The organism is Pedobacter steynii (genome assembly GCF_900103665.1).
GTDB lineage: Bacteria > Bacteroidota > Bacteroidia > Sphingobacteriales > Sphingobacteriaceae > Pedobacter > Pedobacter steynii.
This window is the reverse complement of sequence record NZ_FNGY01000001.1, coordinates 404,483-421,950: the sequence shown is the minus strand read 5'-3', so window position 1 is coordinate 421,950 and position 17,468 is coordinate 404,483. Positions and strand designations below refer to the sequence as shown.

Annotated in this window: 9 protein-coding genes; 4 read left to right on the top strand and 5 right to left on the bottom strand. The window is 41.6% G+C overall.

Going from position 1 to position 17,468, the window contains the following annotated elements; genetic code table 11:
• The first annotated feature begins 71 nt into the window (after positions 1-71).
• On the top strand, positions 72-1,067 hold the full coding sequence (gene rhuM, locus BLQ87_RS01620) for a virulence RhuM family protein/type II toxin-antitoxin system death-on-curing family toxin (RefSeq protein WP_074604334.1): 996 nt from the start codon (positions 72-74) through the stop codon (positions 1,065-1,067).
• Positions 1,068-1,411: 344 nt separating this feature from the next.
• On the opposite strand, the gene BLQ87_RS01615 is transcribed toward rhuM, so the two are convergent.
• Positions 1,412-2,656 (bottom strand): MFS transporter, encoded by a 1,245-nt coding sequence (locus tag BLQ87_RS01615; RefSeq protein ID WP_074604897.1) that lies wholly within the window; start codon positions 2,654-2,656, stop codon positions 1,412-1,414.
• Position 2,657: 1 nt separating this feature from the next.
• Positions 2,658-3,653: an ROK family protein gene (locus tag BLQ87_RS01610; RefSeq protein WP_245723772.1), complete on the bottom strand. Its 996-nt coding sequence runs from the start codon at positions 3,651-3,653 to the stop codon at positions 2,658-2,660.
• A 177-nt stretch (positions 3,654-3,830) separates the two neighbouring features.
• Between BLQ87_RS01610 and hepC (BLQ87_RS01605) the strand changes: the two genes are divergently transcribed.
• The 3 genes from hepC (BLQ87_RS01605) to BLQ87_RS01595 are packed head-to-tail and all read left to right on the top strand — an operon-like array spanning position 3,831 to position 9,174.
• A complete protein-coding gene (gene hepC / locus BLQ87_RS01605; protein WP_074604332.1) occupies positions 3,831-5,810 on the top strand; it encodes a heparin-sulfate lyase HepC in 1,980 nt (659 codons plus the stop codon).
• A 30-nt stretch (positions 5,811-5,840) separates the two neighbouring features.
• Entirely contained in the window at positions 5,841-7,787 is a 1,947-nt protein-coding gene (hepC, locus tag BLQ87_RS01600; RefSeq protein ID WP_245723771.1) for a heparin-sulfate lyase HepC, read from the top strand.
• A gap of 22 nt (positions 7,788-7,809) precedes the next feature.
• The gene (locus BLQ87_RS01595) at positions 7,810-9,174 is read left to right on the top strand and encodes an alpha-L-fucosidase (protein WP_074604328.1); all 1,365 of its coding nucleotides are present in this window, start codon (positions 7,810-7,812) and stop codon (positions 9,172-9,174) included.
• Between the two features lie 47 nt (positions 9,175-9,221).
• Here the strand turns inward: BLQ87_RS01595 and BLQ87_RS01590 are convergent, their stop codons facing one another.
• The 3 genes from BLQ87_RS01590 to BLQ87_RS01580 are packed head-to-tail and all read right to left on the bottom strand — an operon-like array spanning position 9,222 to position 17,445.
• The gene (locus BLQ87_RS01590) at positions 9,222-13,346 is read right to left on the bottom strand and encodes a hybrid sensor histidine kinase/response regulator transcription factor (RefSeq protein WP_245723770.1); all 4,125 of its coding nucleotides are present in this window, start codon (positions 13,344-13,346) and stop codon (positions 9,222-9,224) included.
• Between the two features lie 50 nt (positions 13,347-13,396).
• Entirely contained in the window at positions 13,397-16,087 is a 2,691-nt protein-coding gene (locus BLQ87_RS01585; RefSeq protein WP_074604326.1) for a DUF4962 domain-containing protein, read from the bottom strand.
• Positions 16,084-17,445, bottom strand: a complete 1,362-nt coding sequence (locus tag BLQ87_RS01580) for a sulfatase family protein (protein ID WP_143010304.1) — start codon at positions 17,443-17,445, stop codon at positions 16,084-16,086. Before BLQ87_RS01580 ends, BLQ87_RS01585 begins: the two co-directional genes overlap by 4 nt.
• Positions 17,446-17,468: the final 23 nt, after the last annotated feature.

The following is a 17,468-nucleotide window of genomic DNA, read 5'->3' as shown; positions in this document are numbered from 1 at the left end:
AAATTTTTTAATCCTTGATCTGTGTTTTATTCATACTTTTTATATAGGTTCGTACCTATTCCATCCAGATTATGGCAACTAAAGATCAAATTACTATTTATCAAACTAAAGACGGAAATACTTCTATTGAAGTTAAACTGGAAAATGATAGTATTTGGCTAAACCAACATCAACTTGCTGAACTTTTCAAAACAGACAGAACCTCATTAGCGAAACACATCAGAAATATATATAAAGCTGGAGAATTAGAGGAGATATCAACCTGTGCAAAATTTGCACAAGTTCAAACAGAAGGCTCAAGAACTATAAAAAGAGAGGTAATTCACTACAATTTGGATCTTATCATTTCAGTTGGTTATAGAATAAATTCAAAACTAGGCACCCAATTTCGCATTTGGGCGAATAAAATTCTGAAGGAATATTTAGTGAAAGGCTACTCTTTAAACGAGACACGATTAAGAGAACAGAACGACCAATTAAAATCCTTGAAGAACACTGTAGGATTATTAAGTAATATATTAGAAAACAGGCCACTAAACTCCGACGAAGCCACCGGATTATTGAGAGTAGTAACTGATTATGCATATGCGCTGGATATTCTTGACAAATATGACCATCAGCAGTTAGCCATTGAAGGAACAACAGCTCTAGAACTATTTGTTATAAACTATAACGAAGCAAAACAAGCAATACATGATCTCAAAGATAAGTTCGGAGGCAGTTCATTATTTGGAAATGAAAAAGATGAATCTTTTAAAAGCTCAATTTCCACAATATATCAAACATTTGCTGGTATAGACTTGTACCCGAGTGTTGAAGAAAAAGCGGCTAATCTATTGTACTTTGTTGTTAAAAACCACTCCTTTTCAGATGGAAATAAACGAATAGCTGCCTATCTTTTTGTTTGGTTCTTAGACAAAAACAATATTCTTTATAGAACAGATAGTTCTAAGCGAATCGCCGATAATGCATTAGTGGCATTAACTCTAATGATCGCAGAAAGTAAGTCGGATGAAAAAGAGATGATGGTAAAGGTGGTGGTTAACTTAATTAACATTAAAAATTAAGATATAAAAACATCTAAGGGCCTGCGCTTTTCGTCAGTACTTAAGGCCGTAATCAACCCAAATTCATAGCATGAATAAGAATTCAATATCTAAATTAGTGACATAGCATTTGCAGCTACAAAAGAGAAACAAGATAGGTGAGTGATTCGGTGAGTCACCAATCACAAACCATCCAGACACCATATTAAAGCGAGATTTTAACCCGGGGTACAATTCCACCACTCTCCGCCAAGGTATCAACACCTTTTGAAAAGCCTGGAATCGTAAGATTTCAGGCTTTTTTGTTTTTATCAGGTATTAAATAAAATTTACATAAGACTGGTGCGGAGTAACTGACCTTGATATTAAAAAAAATTCCTGAGATCAACGGTTTTATTACTTACAATTGGTTTGGCATAATACCCTAAAAAAAGAATATAGCCCAATGTGACGTATAAAAATAACATCGCATAACGTAGTCCAAACCAATCGCCTAAAGAGCCAATAATCAGGGGTACTAATGCTCCTCCAAAAATGCCAGAACATAAGATACCTGAAAACGACCCATGATTTTTAGGGATAGAATTTAAAGCCAAAGAAAAAACAATGGAAAATAGGACTGAAATGGTAAAACCAGCAATAGGGAATGCCCATAATGCTACATTCTTACTTCCGAATAAGGCATAGGAAATTGCAATTATAGCAAGCATACACGCAACCTTCAACACACTTTTTGAATCCCAAAGTTTTAAAATACCCAACCCAAGTAAACAGCCCAAAGTCATTAATCCCCAAAACCAGGCCACCGCACTTGCTCCTTCCACACCTGGATCGAGATGATGGTAGGCACTTAAGAACTGAGACATCCAATTGGCTATAGATTGCTCAGTACCTACATAAGCGACAATACCTAGAAAAAACAACCATACCTCTCTTCTTTTTAGCAGATCCAGGTAGGTAGTAGCCGTACCTGCTTTTTCATCATCCCGTAAATTTACAACAGGCATTTTTACCATTGCGATCACCAACAGCATCAATATAAAAATAACACTAAATAGCCAGTACATTATTGTCCAGCTCAACCCGTTCTGAATCAGATGATCAAATGCAGACGAAAGCAAGCTGTGCTGATCAGGTCCGAGCGCTTTTAACAATCCAGTAAAAACAAAGGGGCTGATAAATGAGGCCAGACCAAAAACCAGCTGTGCCATAACCGAATAAAAGGCAAAGTTTTCTTCACCTCCGGCGATACGCATCAAGGGGTTGATAATCACCTGCAACATTGCCATGCCAATACCAATAGTAAATAAGGAGCCCAAAGCCATAACATAAGTTGGTTGCAATGCAAAGGCCAATGAACCTGCCAGATTTAAAGAGAATGCGATTAAAATCGACTTCTTTTCCCCTATTCTTTCAATCAGAATTCCCGCTGGGATAGACATAATACCATAGGCCAAAAAGAACGAAAAGGGTAAAAATGCGGCCATGGTTAAACTAAGTTTGTAGGTTTGTATGATAATTGGCATTAATGGTCCAAGGATATTGGTCACGAAAGAGATCACAAACCAGATCAGCAATATCATCCCAACGAGAAAGTTATTCCGTTTCATTTTAAAATGCTTTGATTTTTTCAAAAACATTTGCCGCACAGCCCAATAAACCAGCTTTATTGCCCAGTTTGGCCGAAACCACAAGCGCATCAGTTGATGAAACCGGAACCACCGGTGATTTTATCCTTTTTGCTATTTCTCTGGTATAAAAAGAACCCGCTTCGCTGATACCACCCCCAATAACGATTTTTTGTGGACTGAATATGTTAATGAAGCTAATAATTCCTGTTGCCATATAATCGAAATGTAAGCCCATAGCCTTAACAGCATATGCTTCTCCCTCGAGATATTTTTCTATGATATATTTACCGTCTACCTCTTCTACTTCAGATAAACCAGGATGAATAAACTGATAATAACTAAGTAATGCAGGAATTGATGCATAGGCTTCTAAACATCCCTTTCCGCCACATGCACAATCCAAACCATTGTGCTGTATTACAATATGACCTAATTCTGTTCCCCTGTTTCTATATCCGGCATAAAGTTTATGATCAATCATAACTGCCCCTCCAATCCCTGTACCCACTGTTAGAAAAACCACATCACTACAATTTTTGGCAGCGCCATAGATCATCTCTCCAAGGCCCATTAAATTGGCATCATTCTCCATTACGATAGTGTAATCTGTTAGGTCCTGCAAAATTTCACTCAACCCCAATTGTTTAAATCCAGGCAAATTATCGGCACCTGCAATAACTTTATTGTCATCAATAATCCCTGGAAACCCTATCCCAACGCCAAGAATAGGACGTTTAATCCGCTTTGCACAGCCTTGTATCGTTTCTGCAATGAGCTCAATAATTGCGCTTTCAGTTTTTGCGTTTTTTAATGATACGATCGTAGAATATAAAATTTTACCGTCCTGGCTTACTACTCCGCATTTTAGCGAAGATCCGCCAACATCAATTCCGATAGCATAAGATTGCGACATGCCTGTGTTTTTTAAGGTTATCATATATGAGTCTGGTTTAATAAACGAATTTAAAAGGATCATGAAGCGAACGCTTTTAAATTTGAGCAAAAAACCATCGATATTGACTAATGAGTATCCGCGGATAGACAATTTCAAAATATTTATAGCAAAAATCAAAAGCCGCTTTCCTTTGGCAAGCTTAACTTCACCATTGCTAAACCATAGATCGCAGCTTTAACCTATAACCAAAACCACCACATGAAATTAAGCGTTGTTTTCCTTCTGACATTAATTGGTCTGGGGATGAATTTGAAAGCACAGGATGCTCCTCTTACCAAAGAAAGCTTTAGCACGGTCAACCTTTCCTATCCCGGCCTGGAGAATGTAAATAAAGCAGTTGGAGATGAACAATACGAGCAAGCCGCAAAATTGTTGCTGGACTATTATCGCAATCGCAGCGGAGTAAAACACCTCAGTTTTAACCTCTCCGACAATAAATCCTTTGCCGGAAAAAAGATAAACGAAGAAACCAGAGGACTTGCCGACAACATTTTAAAACATCAGTTTAAACCACATAAAGGCTACCCTGCTTTCAATTATGGCCAGGACATCAACTGGCAATACCGTCCGGTCAAAGACCAGTTACTCAGTACATTCTTACATCGGACGGCGTTTTGGGAACCTCTAGGCCTGGTTTACCGCTCTACCGGCGACGAACGTTATGCCAAAGAGTGGGTCTTTGAGCTCCGTGACTGGGTAAAAAAGAACAAACGAGGTGCTTATCCGGATGATAAAGATTATGCATGGAAAGCATTTGTGGTTTCCTTCAGGCTAAACCATTGGTCGGGTTATTTTAACCTCTTTCTAAATTCACCGAACTTCACGCCGGCATTTCTTATGGAATTTCTGCAATCCTATAATGAGCAGTCTGATTACGTAATGGCCAATTATACTGATATTGGCAATCACCGCTTATATGAAGCCCTGCATTTGATGTACGCAGGTGCCAATTTTCCGGAATTGCAGCATGCAGCCGCATGGCGAAAAAGTGGAATTGAGGTGTTGAACCATGAAATAAAAAAACAGGTTTTGCCAGATGGTGTTCAATTTGAACTTTCGCCCTCCTACCACATTGGTACAATTAAAATTTTTCTCGATGCCCTCCAAATTGCGCAATTGGCAGGACTGTCCAAAGAGTTCCCTAAAAACTATAGCGATTTGGTGGAGAAGATGATCCTGGCTGTTGGAAAATACTCCTTTCCTGATTATACTTTTCCATTATATGGCAATTCATTCCTGACTAATAAAACCGCAATGCTCAGAGACTATCAGAATTGGGCGAAAGTTTTCCCCGATAACAAGGTTATTGAATACTATGCTACCGATGGAGCAAAAGGACAAGCTCCGGACGGTCTGTCGACTGCATTGCCAAATGCCGGCTTCTATGCTTTTAGAAATGGCTGGACAGAAAAAGCAATCGTAATGCAGGTAAAGGCCGGTCCTCCAGCCTCATTTCACTCACATCCGGACAACGGAACCTTTGACCTTTGGGTGAAGGGCCGAAACTTTACACCAGAGCCCGGAAGCTTTATATATGCAAATCTTGGCGGACAAAAAAATACAAAAAGAGACTGGTACCGCTCCACTAAAGTACACCAGACGCTTACACTAGACGACCAGACTACAGATATTAACAAAGCTTTTGATCAGAAATGGGAAGCCAGTCCGACCTTAGACCGGCTGACATTTAGCAATCCCAGTTACCAAAACTTAACGCACCAACGCAGCATCCTTTTTGTAGATAAAACTTACTTTCTGATTGTAGACAGGGCGATAGGTGATGCTCAGGGACGTCTGGATATACATTATGTACTAAAAGAAGATGCCCAGCCTAAAACTGATCCGGGCAAACTACAGGTTTACACCAGCTATACAGACAACAATAACCTTTTGATCCAACTGCTAAACCCCTCAAAAGCAAGCCTTAAAACAGAAGAAAGCTTTGTCTCTTATGCTTATCAAAAGGAAGCTCCACGTCCGGCATTCGCATTTGAAAAAGAAAAAAACGGTCCGGAAATCAGTTCATTTATGACGATACTCTATCCTTTTCAGGGAAAAATACCGCCTTTGGTTACGATAAAAGAAAATGCCGGAAACGACTTAAACAAAGGATTGCTGGACATTACATTGCTGATCAACGGAAAATCAAAAACATTGAAGAAAAACCTAAATCAATAAAACACAAGAGACATGCACTTAAAAATAACAATGCTATACTGTCTATTAATTTTACAGGCAAAAGTGGGTCTGTCACAGACAATTAACAAGGAAAGCTTCGATATTATTGACCTCAATTATCCGGGACTTGAACAGGTAAAACATCAGGTGAACACCGGTGAATATACCAAGGCCGCATCAGTTTTACTGCAATATTACCGCACAAAAATGGGTACAAAAAAACCAGATTTCAGTAACATGGAAATACCGGTAGACACCACAGGTGCATTGGATTCAAAGACGAAGGAAATTGCAGACAATGCCCTGAATCATCATTTCAAAACCCAGGAGAGTTATGGTTTCTTTGATTTTGGAAAAGACATCAACTGGCAGCTTTGGCCCGTAAAAGACAACGAGGTACGTTGGCAATTACATCGGTTGAAATGGTTTCTCAGCATGGCATTGACCTATCGAAAGACTAAAAAAGAAGACTATGCAAGGGAATGGATATTTCAGTACCAGGACTGGGCAAAGAAGAATCCCCTGGGCCTCTCGAAGGATAACGACCGCTTTGCATGGCGCCCTCTGGAAGTATCAGACCGTGTACAAAACCTGATTCCTACCCTCAGCATATTTATCAATTCAGCCCATTTTACCCCTGAATTTCTGATGCTTTTTCTTAAGAGCTATCATCAGCAGGCAGACTACCTGCCAGGTCATTATGCTACTGAAGGCAATCACCGTCTATTCGAGGCTCAAAGAGTCCTTTTTGCCGGCGCTTCCTTTCCCGAATTACGGGATGCAGCCAACTGGCGCAAAAGTGGGATTGAAGTACTGAATGCAGAGATAAAAAAACAGGTATATCCGGATGGTGTACAGTTTGAACTCTCTCCGGTATATCATGCAGCAAGCATCGATATCTTTGTTAAAGCTTATCGCGCTGCACAAAAAGCAGGACTCGAAGCGGAGTTCGATCCAAGCTATAAGCAAACCATTGAGAAAATGGTAATGGCCTTCATCAACATCACCTTTCCGAACTATAATCAACCGATGTTCGGCGACTCCTGGCTGGCAAAAAAGGAATTCCGGATCAACCAGTTCAAGTCATGGGCAGAAATATTCGGGCAGAATCCGTATATCAGGTATTTTGCTTCAGAAGGCAGAGAAGGTCAAAAACCGAACTGGCTGTCGAACGCCTTAAGTACCGCTGGATTTTACACTTTCCGAAATGGCTGGGACGAGCGTTCAACCATCCTTATACTGAAAGCGAGCCCTCCGGGAGAGTTTCATGCCCAACCTGATAATGGCACATTTGAACTTTGGGTAAATGGGAGGAATTTCAGCCCTGATGCCGGATGTTTCGTTTATAGTGGTGATGTCGAAATTATGAAACAACGCGATTGGTACCGGCAATCACGTGTGCACAGCACACTTACCCTGGACAATCAGAATATGGTAATCACCAAAGCAGAACAGCAAAAATGGGAAACAGGGAAAAATCTGGATGTCCTTAGTTATACCAATCCCAGTTATGCCGGACTAAAACATCAGCGCAGTGTGCTTTTCGTCGATCAGAAATATTTCCTGATTATTGATAAAGCCATCGGGAAAGCAACTGGAAAGCTGGGTGTTCATTTTCAGCTCAAAGAAGACAGCAATCCGGTATTTGACAAAACAGGGAATAAAGTTTATACCACTTATAGCGATGGCAATAACCTGTTGATCCAGTCTTTAAACACGGATCAGGTTGCCCTTCAGGAAGAAGAGGGAAAAGTATCATATAGTTATGGAAACGAGCTTAAACGGCCTGCTTTTGTATTTGAGAAAGCAAAAACAGACGACAATACCCAATCCTACATCAGCATTGTGTACCCTTTCGATGGTAAAAAAATTCCTGAAATCAGTCTGGAAGATAAAGACCTTATAACCGATCAGGGAACAGCCTTAACCCTGACACTTATCATTGATGGTAAGCGCAAAAAAATACGGATAGATTAACCTTAAATTACGATGATTTAAAATGAAAAAAACGATACAATCAATTATTTGCCTGGTAATGTTTTGCAACCTGGCTTTTGCACAAAGCAATCATGATAAATTACAATGGTGGAAGGAAGCCAGGTTTGGTCTTTTTTTGCATTGGGGCCTGTATTCAATCGGTGAATGGAACGGAAAGCCACAAAAAGGGAACGAACACTTTATGTTCGCTGAACGCATTCCATTGAAAACTTATGCTGCAATTGGGGAAAGTTTCAATCCTGTAAAATTCAATGCAGAGGAATGGGTAAAATACGCGAAGGCTGCAGGTATGAAGTATATCGTCATTACAGCCAAGCACCATGATGGCTTTGCCATGTTCAATTCCCCCTCTGATACCTTTAATATTGTGAAAGCTACACCTTTCCATCATGACCCAATGAAGGATTTGGCCCTGGCCTGTAAAAAGTATGGTCTTAAAATGTGTTTTTACTATTCTTTAGGCAGAGATTGGGCAAGTCCGGATGCCACCTGGGCACATGAGGGCAGCAAATCAGGAAATACCTGGGATTTCCCGGATGAAAAGGTCAAAGACTATAACAAATATATTGAAAATAAGGTAAAACCTCAGCTCAGGGAATTGTTAACCCAATATGGCCCGATAGGTGTCATCTGGTTTGATACCCCCGAAGGGACCACACCTGCACAAAGTGAAAGCCTGAGAAAACTCATTCTTTCCCTTCAGCCTAACTGTATCGTCAATAGCCGTGTAGGAAACGGATTTGGAGATTACGCAGTATCAGAACAGAAAATTTTAGCTGGTGCGGAACTGAAACCCTGGGAAAGTTGCATTACCATGAGTGGAAAATGGGGCTTCAGCAAGTTTGACAAGGCCTGGAAATCACCGGAATTACTCGTTAGAAACCTGGTAGAAATCGTTTGTAAAGGTGGGAACCTGCTGTTAAACATTGGTCCAAACAGCCTTGGGGAATTCCCGGATCAAAGTATTCAGAATCTTTCCGCAATTGGCCATTGGATGAAACTGAATGGCGAGGCGATTTATGGTACAAAACCATGGAGCTCATTGAATGAATATGCCCTAAATGCAACCGATAACCACAAAGATGTGATGGGCAAATCGGGTAATGATTTTACTTCGAAAAAAATCTCCCCTGACCTCTATTTTAATCAAAAAGGAAATCACATTTACGTTTTTGCAAGAAGCTGGACAGCAACTGAAATTGTCTCTGAAACCCTGGGGCAAATCAAAAACATCAAAGACATTACCTTACCCGGAAGCAAAGAGAAAGTAAAATGGGAAATGAAAGCTGATCGTTTAATTATCAGCTTACCGGAGCAGGCAATCCCTGAAATTCCAGTATATGTGTTTAAGATTTCAACCAGGTAAGCACAACAAAACAATGCGGCTAGTACCGCATTGTTTACTTTTCGGCACTACAACGTTCCGCTTTCCAGTTTGGTCAGGTACTCGGTAGGCATACAGCCATAATATTGCTTAAATGCTGTTGAAAAATAGGATGGAGAATTAAATCCACACATATAGGTAACCTGTGCGATGGTATAACGTTTACTTTGCATCAACTCTACCGCTTTCTTAAACCTGATGGTCTTAATAAAATCTGTTGCCGACTCTCCCGTTATCGCTTTGAACTTTAAATAGAGGTTAGAACGGCTCATGCCGATCTCACGGCTAAACTTATCCACTGAAAAATCTGAATCAGAAAGGTGTTTTTCTACGATCTCTATTGCTTCCTTCAAAAACTCTTCATCAAGGCTGTTGAAGGCCAGGTTCTGAGGTACGATTTCTCTGTTTCCCCCATAATATTCCTTCAAACGCTTGCGGGAACGCAGGAGATTGCTGATTTTAACGGCCAGCATATCTATTGAAAAAGGCTTGGTGATATAATCATCAGCACCCATTTCCAAACCTTTTATCTGTTGGTCCAACTCGGATTTCGCAGTGAGTAACACCAACGGGATATGAGAAGTATTGATATTTTGTTTCACACGTTTACAGAAATGCAATCCATTCAATTCGGGCATCATTACATCACTCAGGATCACATCAAAGGTTTGAGTTTCCAGCATATGGAGTGCCATCATGCCATCAAAAGCCACCGTTACTTCGTAAATTTCTTTAAAATAATCGGCTAAATAATCCAGGATCTCTTTATTATCATCCACCAGTAACAACTTGCTTTTCTCTCCCTCTGTTATTTCAGTTGCCAGCTCTGTATTTTCATCGCTATAAGCATCAACTTCCGCTCTCAGCACTTCCTCTTCAGTACCACTTGAAAGTTCATACACGGTATTTTCGACTTTAACCCGTTCATCATAGGCAGCATCAGACATTGGAATGGAAACACTGAAGATACTCCCTACGCCCAATGTGCTGTCTGCTTTAATTGAACCATGATGAAGTTCTACCAGACGTTTGGTGAACGCCAGACCAACACCGGACCCCAGGTTCATCTCCTGATTATTGACCTGATAAAACCGGTCAAATACCTTGTTTAAGTCGTCCTCTCCTATCCCCACACCGGTATCACTGATCTTAATCTGAGCATAATCGTTTAACACAGAAAGCTCTATGTTAATCTGATCCCCTTTCCGGGTATATTTAAAAGCATTCGAAAGTAAATTGAACATGATCTTTTCCATGGCATCATGATCAAAATAGAAAGGCAACCTGGCCTGGGTAGAACGATAGGTATACCTGATCTCATTTCTATCCGATAAAGGTTTAAAAGACTCATAAATTTCATGGATAAAGCTTACAATATCGCTCTTCTCCACTTTTAAACGTCTTGTTCCGGTTTCCGTTTTTCTGAATTCAAATAGCTGGTCTACCAGGCTATATAACCTTCGGGCATTGCTCAGCATCATTTCATGGCGCTTGTTTACTGTTTTATCTGTCGAAGGCTTTTTGATCATTTCTTCCAGAGGGGCAAGGATCAGGGTAAGCGGTGTACGGAGTTCATGTGATACATTGGTAAAAAAGTCCATCTTAACCTGATTGATATAGCGAACCTTTTCCTTATCTACTCTTTCCAGCTTCAGCTGATGCAGGGTTCTGATCCGTTCTACAATAATCCTGTAAGCGACATATCCTGCTCCCATCAGGAAAATCAACAACAGCAGATAAAACCAGGTGGTGTTGTACCATGGTGGCATGATCACCAACGTTAAGCTTCGCTCTGCGCTGACCTCTCCGCTGGGGCCAACCGCTTTAATCTTAAAAAGATAGTTTCCGGAGCTGAGGTTGCTATAAACAACTCTCAGATCATCCGTTTTCTGCCATTTGGTATCAATCCCTTCCAGCTTATAAAAATAATGGGTTCGGTTAGCGGAAATATAGTTAAAGGTGTTAAAATGAATACTGAACTGTTTAAATTCAGGTGCAAATTCCAGTCGCTCCGTCTGATCGATATGCCCCTCCAGTATTTCAGTGTCATCGCCGCTGGTTACATTCTGGTTGAAGACCTCAAGCCCGGTGAAGTGAATTTTCAGAGATAATGGTTGTTGCCTGATGCTGGAAGGATAAAAATAAGAAATCCCCTTAATTCCACCGAACAAAAGCATTCCGTCTTTAGCTTTGCAAAAAGCATAATCATTGAACTGATTATTCTGCAGGCCATCGCTTTCATCGAAATTCTGAGCCGACTTGTTCTCCGGATTATAGCGGACAAGCCCGGCATTGGTTGAAATCCAAAGGTTACCCTCATTATCTGGTTGTATTCCGTAAACAGTTCCCTGAATAAAGTCTTTCCTTTCTCTATAGGTAATGAATCTTTGCTGTGCCTCGTTAAAAAGGCTGATTCCTTCCCTGGAGCCGATCCAGATCCTGTGGTTATCATCTTCGGTTATAGAGGTAATGATGTCTTCATTGAGTTGCGTATCCAATGTATTTGCAAATAGGAGATTATCCGGATAAAACAAGGTTACTCCGTTGGTGGTTCCGATCCAGATGCGATGTTTACTGTCCTCAAAAAGATAAGTGATATCATCAGAACTAAGCCTCTTTCCCGCCTTATCAAGATGGATATGAGAAAAGGAACCTGTTGACGCGTTAAACTGATCCAATCCGGATCTTGTACCTACCCAGATCCTTCCCTTATAATCTTTTAAAATACTATAAACAAGATTTCCGGCAATACTGGCCGGATTCCCGTCATTATGCAGGTAACGTTTTACCATTCCCGTTGCCGGATTGAGTACACTTAACCCACCACTATGGGTACCTACCAATATGTTCTGCTGGTTATCAAAGGCAATAGCTTTAACGTTGTTAGCGCCTAAGGTATTGGGGTTATTCTCATTACTGGAGAAATACTTCAGCCGATTGGCTGTTCTATCCCAATAGTTTAATCCTTTATCATTGGTTCCAATCCAGAAATTACCTTTGGCATCTTCCTTAATGGCACTCACTACCTCATCATTAAGAGATAGCTGTCCTGTATTCTGACTTAACAGGTTAAACTTGATATCGTTGCGGTGGTAATAATTCAATCCGCCATAAAATGTTCCCAGCCATATTCCGTTTTGTTTATCCCTGAAAAAGCACCTGACCGAATTCTGGCTAATGGTGTAAGGCTGAGAGATCTGATGGTAATAGTTCTCAAATATCCCGGAATCTGAATTTAAAATGGATAAGCCTTTAAAAGTCCCCAACCAGATATTTCCTTCCGTGTCTTTTCCTACACACCTGATGTTATTGTCTGCAATGCTGTTGAGTCCGGACTGATGCAGATAAATTTTCTTCTGTTCCGTTTCAGGGTTGTACCTGATCAGGCCATCACCTTCGGTAGCTACCCAAAAGACGTCACCATCAATATACACCTCATTAACAGAAGGCTTATCCGTACCTAAATCTATTTTTGTCAGCTGATTTTTAGCGCTACCGGTCTTAAAAAGGCCAACCTCTGTCCCTATTAAAATATATTGGTTCCAGCAGCCGATATAAGTGACCCTTTTGACTCCGTTATTTGCTGTATTAAAATTCACTTCTTTAAACTCTTTAGCGCCCGGACTTAGCTTAAATATGCCTCCAACAATTGAGGTTGCCCAAATGTTATGCTGCTGGTCTTCTGTTATCGAGGAGATATACCATTCACCAATGTTACGGGGTAGTTTGTAATTGATAAAGCTATCCCTGGCATAGTCATAACGGCTTATCCCCTGGTTGCCACCTACCCATAAGCTTCCGCCATGATCCACAAACAAAGTACGGATATAGTAGGACTGCAAGCTTTTCAGGTTTCCTTTTACCGGGCGGTAGACTTTAAAACCTTTACTATCATAGCGGTTAAGTCCATCCTGAGTACCAACCCATATAAAGCCCAAAGTATCCTGCTTAACAGAAAAGACAGTACTCTGCGAAAGCCCTTTTCCAACGGAGATGTTTCTGAAATGGCGGTCACTTACCTGTGCCAAAGCATGGTTACTGAATGACCATACGAATAATATGGTTGCTACAAGTTGTAGCAAACCGGTATCGAAAAGCCAGCCCCCATTTTTTCTGGCCCGGAAAAAGTCCATCTGCAGTAGATCAGGTTTCATGAATAGCGCATACATTTGGTTTAGACTAAGCAAGTATAAAGTTAATGTTTCTAAGGGGTTTTCTTAATTTTATCGTACTTTGCTACATCGGGCAACTCGTCTGTCGCCTCCTGGCTATTTAACTTCCCATTCGAAACCTCCAGTAAAACCGAGCTTCCACTAGTCTTCCTGGTGTACGTTTTACCCTGAAAACGGATCGGTAGCTTTCCATAACTGAACAATGCTTTTGCCTCCTGCCCAATGACCTGCAAAGCCGCAGGCTTTGTTCCGTCTAATTGCGCCAGTATTTCCCAGTTCCCGATCTTAAGGTGGCAATTGTTGTCTTTATCCGCAATAGTTTTCAGGAGTCCGGCTTTTCCATCCTTAATCTGAATAATGGTCAGGAAGCGAAACCTTTGCTGAGGTAAAGAGGTAATTCCGGCATGCCATTGATTTTTAAAATCCTTTATGTTTCCTTTATCATCAGTAACCTTATTCCAGTTCAATGCTGGCTCATAGAATTGATCATGTATAGTCATCCGGATCGGATTGCAGGCAAAAATAGTAGCCGCAGCAATTACATCTTCATTCTTCACCAGAAAATCCTGTCTGCTGGCATTTTCGATCTCCTGACCCTCGATCTTACTGTAAGGCGTGTGGAACTGGCTGGTCCATTTGACCGGCTTTTTTGCTTCAAGTTCATCATATATTACGATATAACCGCCCTCCAGCTGAAGCATGTGCCTGCGGTAGCAGGTCACTCCTGCATCACCATAACCATTGTCTTTACCGGGTTGAAGATTAAGCTGTTTAAAGCGGTTCAACCAAAACTCACTCCTGATGTCACCATAAGCATTACCGGCATCACCTAAGGCATATTGAATGTGCTGGCCTGATAATGCGCGTGGGATCCAGCCATAGCCTTCCTCGCCTATTTTCTGACTTAAACTATCTGCAAGAATGGTACAATAAGCTTTGGAATTTCTGTAATACAGCAGATTGTGCTTATCGCTGAAATTGCTGTAATACCCACTACCTCCAAAAACGACCTTCCCCTTGTAATTGATGGTAAATGCGTTTTGTGACGCATGCCCGTGACCAGAAGATCCAAAGGGGCTACTCATCAGGTAACTGCTCAGGCTATTATCCGCATGCGAAAGGTCTTCGTGCATGGCAGCAACACCTACATCTTTAAAAAGACGTGTTTTAGGCAGGTCGGCGAAAGACTTTTCCGGAGATTTACGGTCTGGTGTGTAATTCAACAAACGGAACAACAGGTAATCGTCTGTTCCTTTGAATAATTCCGGCTGATCTGATTTTATCCGGTTTACATAAGCATTCAGGTAAGGGTTATTTAGCTTGAAACTCAGTGCTTCTGCAAACCAGGCTTCCCCGTTTACAATGTAGGGAATATTCTCCCACATGTCCCCGATCGCTGTAGAAGCGGCACCGTTGGGATGTGTATACAACAGGTAATACGGCAGGTTCTGCATCCAGGGAAGATTGAAATAATTCACTCCAGTAAAATCGCCGAACATCTGCGACAGGTAAATAACAGATTTAAAGTTAACCCTGAAATATCCGTTTCCTTCATGCCAGCCCCCATCGGTGGTCCCCAGAACAGGGAATCTTGCAGACCATACTTCATACATATAGCTTAGCCATTCTTTAGCTTCCGGTACATCGTTGATGACAGCAACGGTAGCAATGGCCAGGTTTCTCAGGGTAATCTGCCAGACATGATTGTCGCTCACATGCAATTCAAAACGATTGGGCAGATGGTCATATACCCTTTTGGCCCTCAGGGTAATTACCTTTACAAACAGGTCTTTTTCTTGTGGAGTTAAGAGCTGATATCCTGCGTCATAAAACCAGCCCAGAGCTTCCAAAACTGCTCCACCGGTAAAGTCATCTCCTGTAGCTAAACCATTCGGATCCATATTCGCAAGGTTCAGCGCCCTGCGTTTGGCATCCAGGATAAAACGGGTATCTTTCGTTAACTGATAGGCAATGCACAGGTTCCGCACAGGTGTTCCGACTGCATCGCCGAATCCATGGTACATCCGTTCAACGATAATTTTCTTTTCAAGGGCAGTCTTCCCGGTGGTATCAATTATCCTTTGTGGCTTTTCTTCGGGTAAGGGTGCTAACATCAGTTTTTCAGCAAAAGCGATAAAAATTTTAGCTTCCGGATTTTGCAGGTTGTTGCGGTAGAAATCCTCCCCCCTGCTATTCATGTTCCAGAGCAGCGGATGTGCACCTTCATTTCGCTTTAACACTGTACTTACCGGAGGTGATACTTTTGCATTGGCGTATCGGGCACTGACCACAAAATCATAAGTTTCCGACCAGCTCCACTTTACAACTCCTTTAAGGGAATAAGCATATTTCCAAAACCATCTGCCAGGTTTAAGTGCTTGATGCAGCGGATATACGGCCCAACGCTGTGCCGCACTGCTGATCACTTCTTTTTTAAAATCCCGGTCTGTGGACAGCATTACTTTATAAAGTACATTTCCAATATTCGGATCTTCCGGCACTGCACTGCCACTTTCCATAGGGAGTACTGCTGTTTTTCCATTTGTTGCCGGCCATAATAATGCCGGGGCATTCGTTGGCACAGTGATTCCATTTGCCGGATACGGCCATTCACGCACACGGGCATGAAGTTTTTCGGCCGTTAATGTAATGATTGCCGGTTGATGCTGAGCCAGGCTCTGAATGGCTGTCAGGCAGAGTAAAAGAGTCCATAATCTTCTCATAATCCGGAAGTAAATTTATCACCATTGCTGATGCACCACTGCTTCAGGCAACTACGGATCGCGGCCAGTTTTTTCCGGTATTTCGGATTAACTGAAAGGTTGTCCATTTCGCCAGGATCTTTATCCAGATCGAACAGCTGTTCTTTGAGCTTACCTTTATTGTAAACGATGTATTTAAAATCTTTGGTAATCACAGCTCTGCCGCTGATCCCCAAAAGATTTTCGTTGTCTGCAAAATCAGTTTCAATCACCAGCGTATCCCTCAGGTTTACAGCCGGGCTGGAAATCCGTTTGGCAAGATCTGCTCCCTTTAAATAGGCTGGCTTCTTCAGCTCTGCAAAACCACAGATGGTCGGAATGATATCAATTCCATTACATACCAACATACTGTCGGTACGTGCTGCCCAATCTCCTATTTTAGAGATAATGAAAGGAACCTTAGCAGCCTCTTCATAGAGCACCTGTTTCTGATTCCAGCTATGGCCCGCATAACCATCTCCATGATCTGCCGTAAAAATGATGATGGTGTTTTTTTCTACGTTATACTTTTTTAAAGACCCGAGCACCATTTCAATGTATTTATCCACTTTCTCTACCAGGCGGTTGTATGCCCAGCGGTATTTTCGCCATTGATCTGCATTCCAGCCTACTGTTGGATAGGTTCTTGCGCTTACTTTCTGCTGCTCCCTCAAAACCTCGGGCTCGTTGGCCGGAATATTCCAGTTCGCTGGCAATTCCGGACATTGTGCTACAGGAGGAGCTTCTTCCAGCACATCCATTTTTAAGTCTTCGCCCCGGGCCCATTCACAGATGTCGTGTGGGTTTAAAAATGAGGCTACCAACAGAAAAGGCTTATCCTTATTTTCTTTTATAAATCTCGCACAATAAGCAGGTGTTGCACCATCATTATAATCTAAAAAATTAGTATTCTGAATGTATTCAAAACCATGTTGGCTAACCTTTCCATTAGGGACGGGAAGGTGCCATTTCCCAACATATCCGGTTTTGTATCCTCCATTTTGAAAGATCTTTCCCATCATGAGCAGACTATCCGGCCATTGTCCATCCCTTTCCTGCGTGTTGCCCACGAAACCAGTCTCAAAAGGCATTTTACCACTAAAAATTGAGGTCCTGGAAGGTGTGCAAAGTGGTTGGGCACAATATGCTTTGGTAAATCTTACTCCATTTGCAGCCAGCTTATCCATAGCTGGCGTATGGAGGTCTTTGTTACCTGCAGCGCTCATCGCATCTGCTGTCTGCTGATCGGTAAGGATGATCAGTATGTTCGGTTTATTAGTGGTTTGGGCATTTACTACTCCAACCAAACAGCAAAGCAGCGCAATGATATGGTATTTCATTTCCTTAATCATTTACAAGTTTC

Bases quoted from the DNA above. Each gene is read 5' to 3' on its own strand.
- hepC (WP_074604332.1), top strand. From the start codon at position 3,831: ATGAAATTAAGCGTTGTTTTCCTTCTGACATTAATTGGTCTGGGGATG.
- BLQ87_RS01585 (WP_074604326.1), bottom strand. From the start codon at position 16,087: ATGAGAAGATTATGGACTCTTTTACTCTGCCTGACAGCCATTCAGAGC.
- BLQ87_RS01615 (WP_074604897.1), bottom strand. From the start codon at position 2,656: ATGAAACGGAATAACTTTCTCGTTGGGATGATATTGCTGATCTGGTTT.
- rhuM (WP_074604334.1), top strand. From the start codon at position 72: ATGGCAACTAAAGATCAAATTACTATTTATCAAACTAAAGACGGAAAT.
- hepC (WP_245723771.1), top strand. From the start codon at position 5,841: ATGCTATACTGTCTATTAATTTTACAGGCAAAAGTGGGTCTGTCACAG.
- BLQ87_RS01590 (WP_245723770.1), bottom strand. From the start codon at position 13,346: ATGAAACCTGATCTACTGCAGATGGACTTTTTCCGGGCCAGAAAAAAT.
- BLQ87_RS01595 (WP_074604328.1), top strand. From the start codon at position 7,810: ATGAAAAAAACGATACAATCAATTATTTGCCTGGTAATGTTTTGCAAC.
- BLQ87_RS01610 (WP_245723772.1), bottom strand. From the start codon at position 3,653: ATGATCCTTTTAAATTCGTTTATTAAACCAGACTCATATATGATAACC.
- BLQ87_RS01580 (WP_143010304.1), bottom strand. From the start codon at position 17,445: ATGAAATACCATATCATTGCGCTGCTTTGCTGTTTGGTTGGAGTAGTA.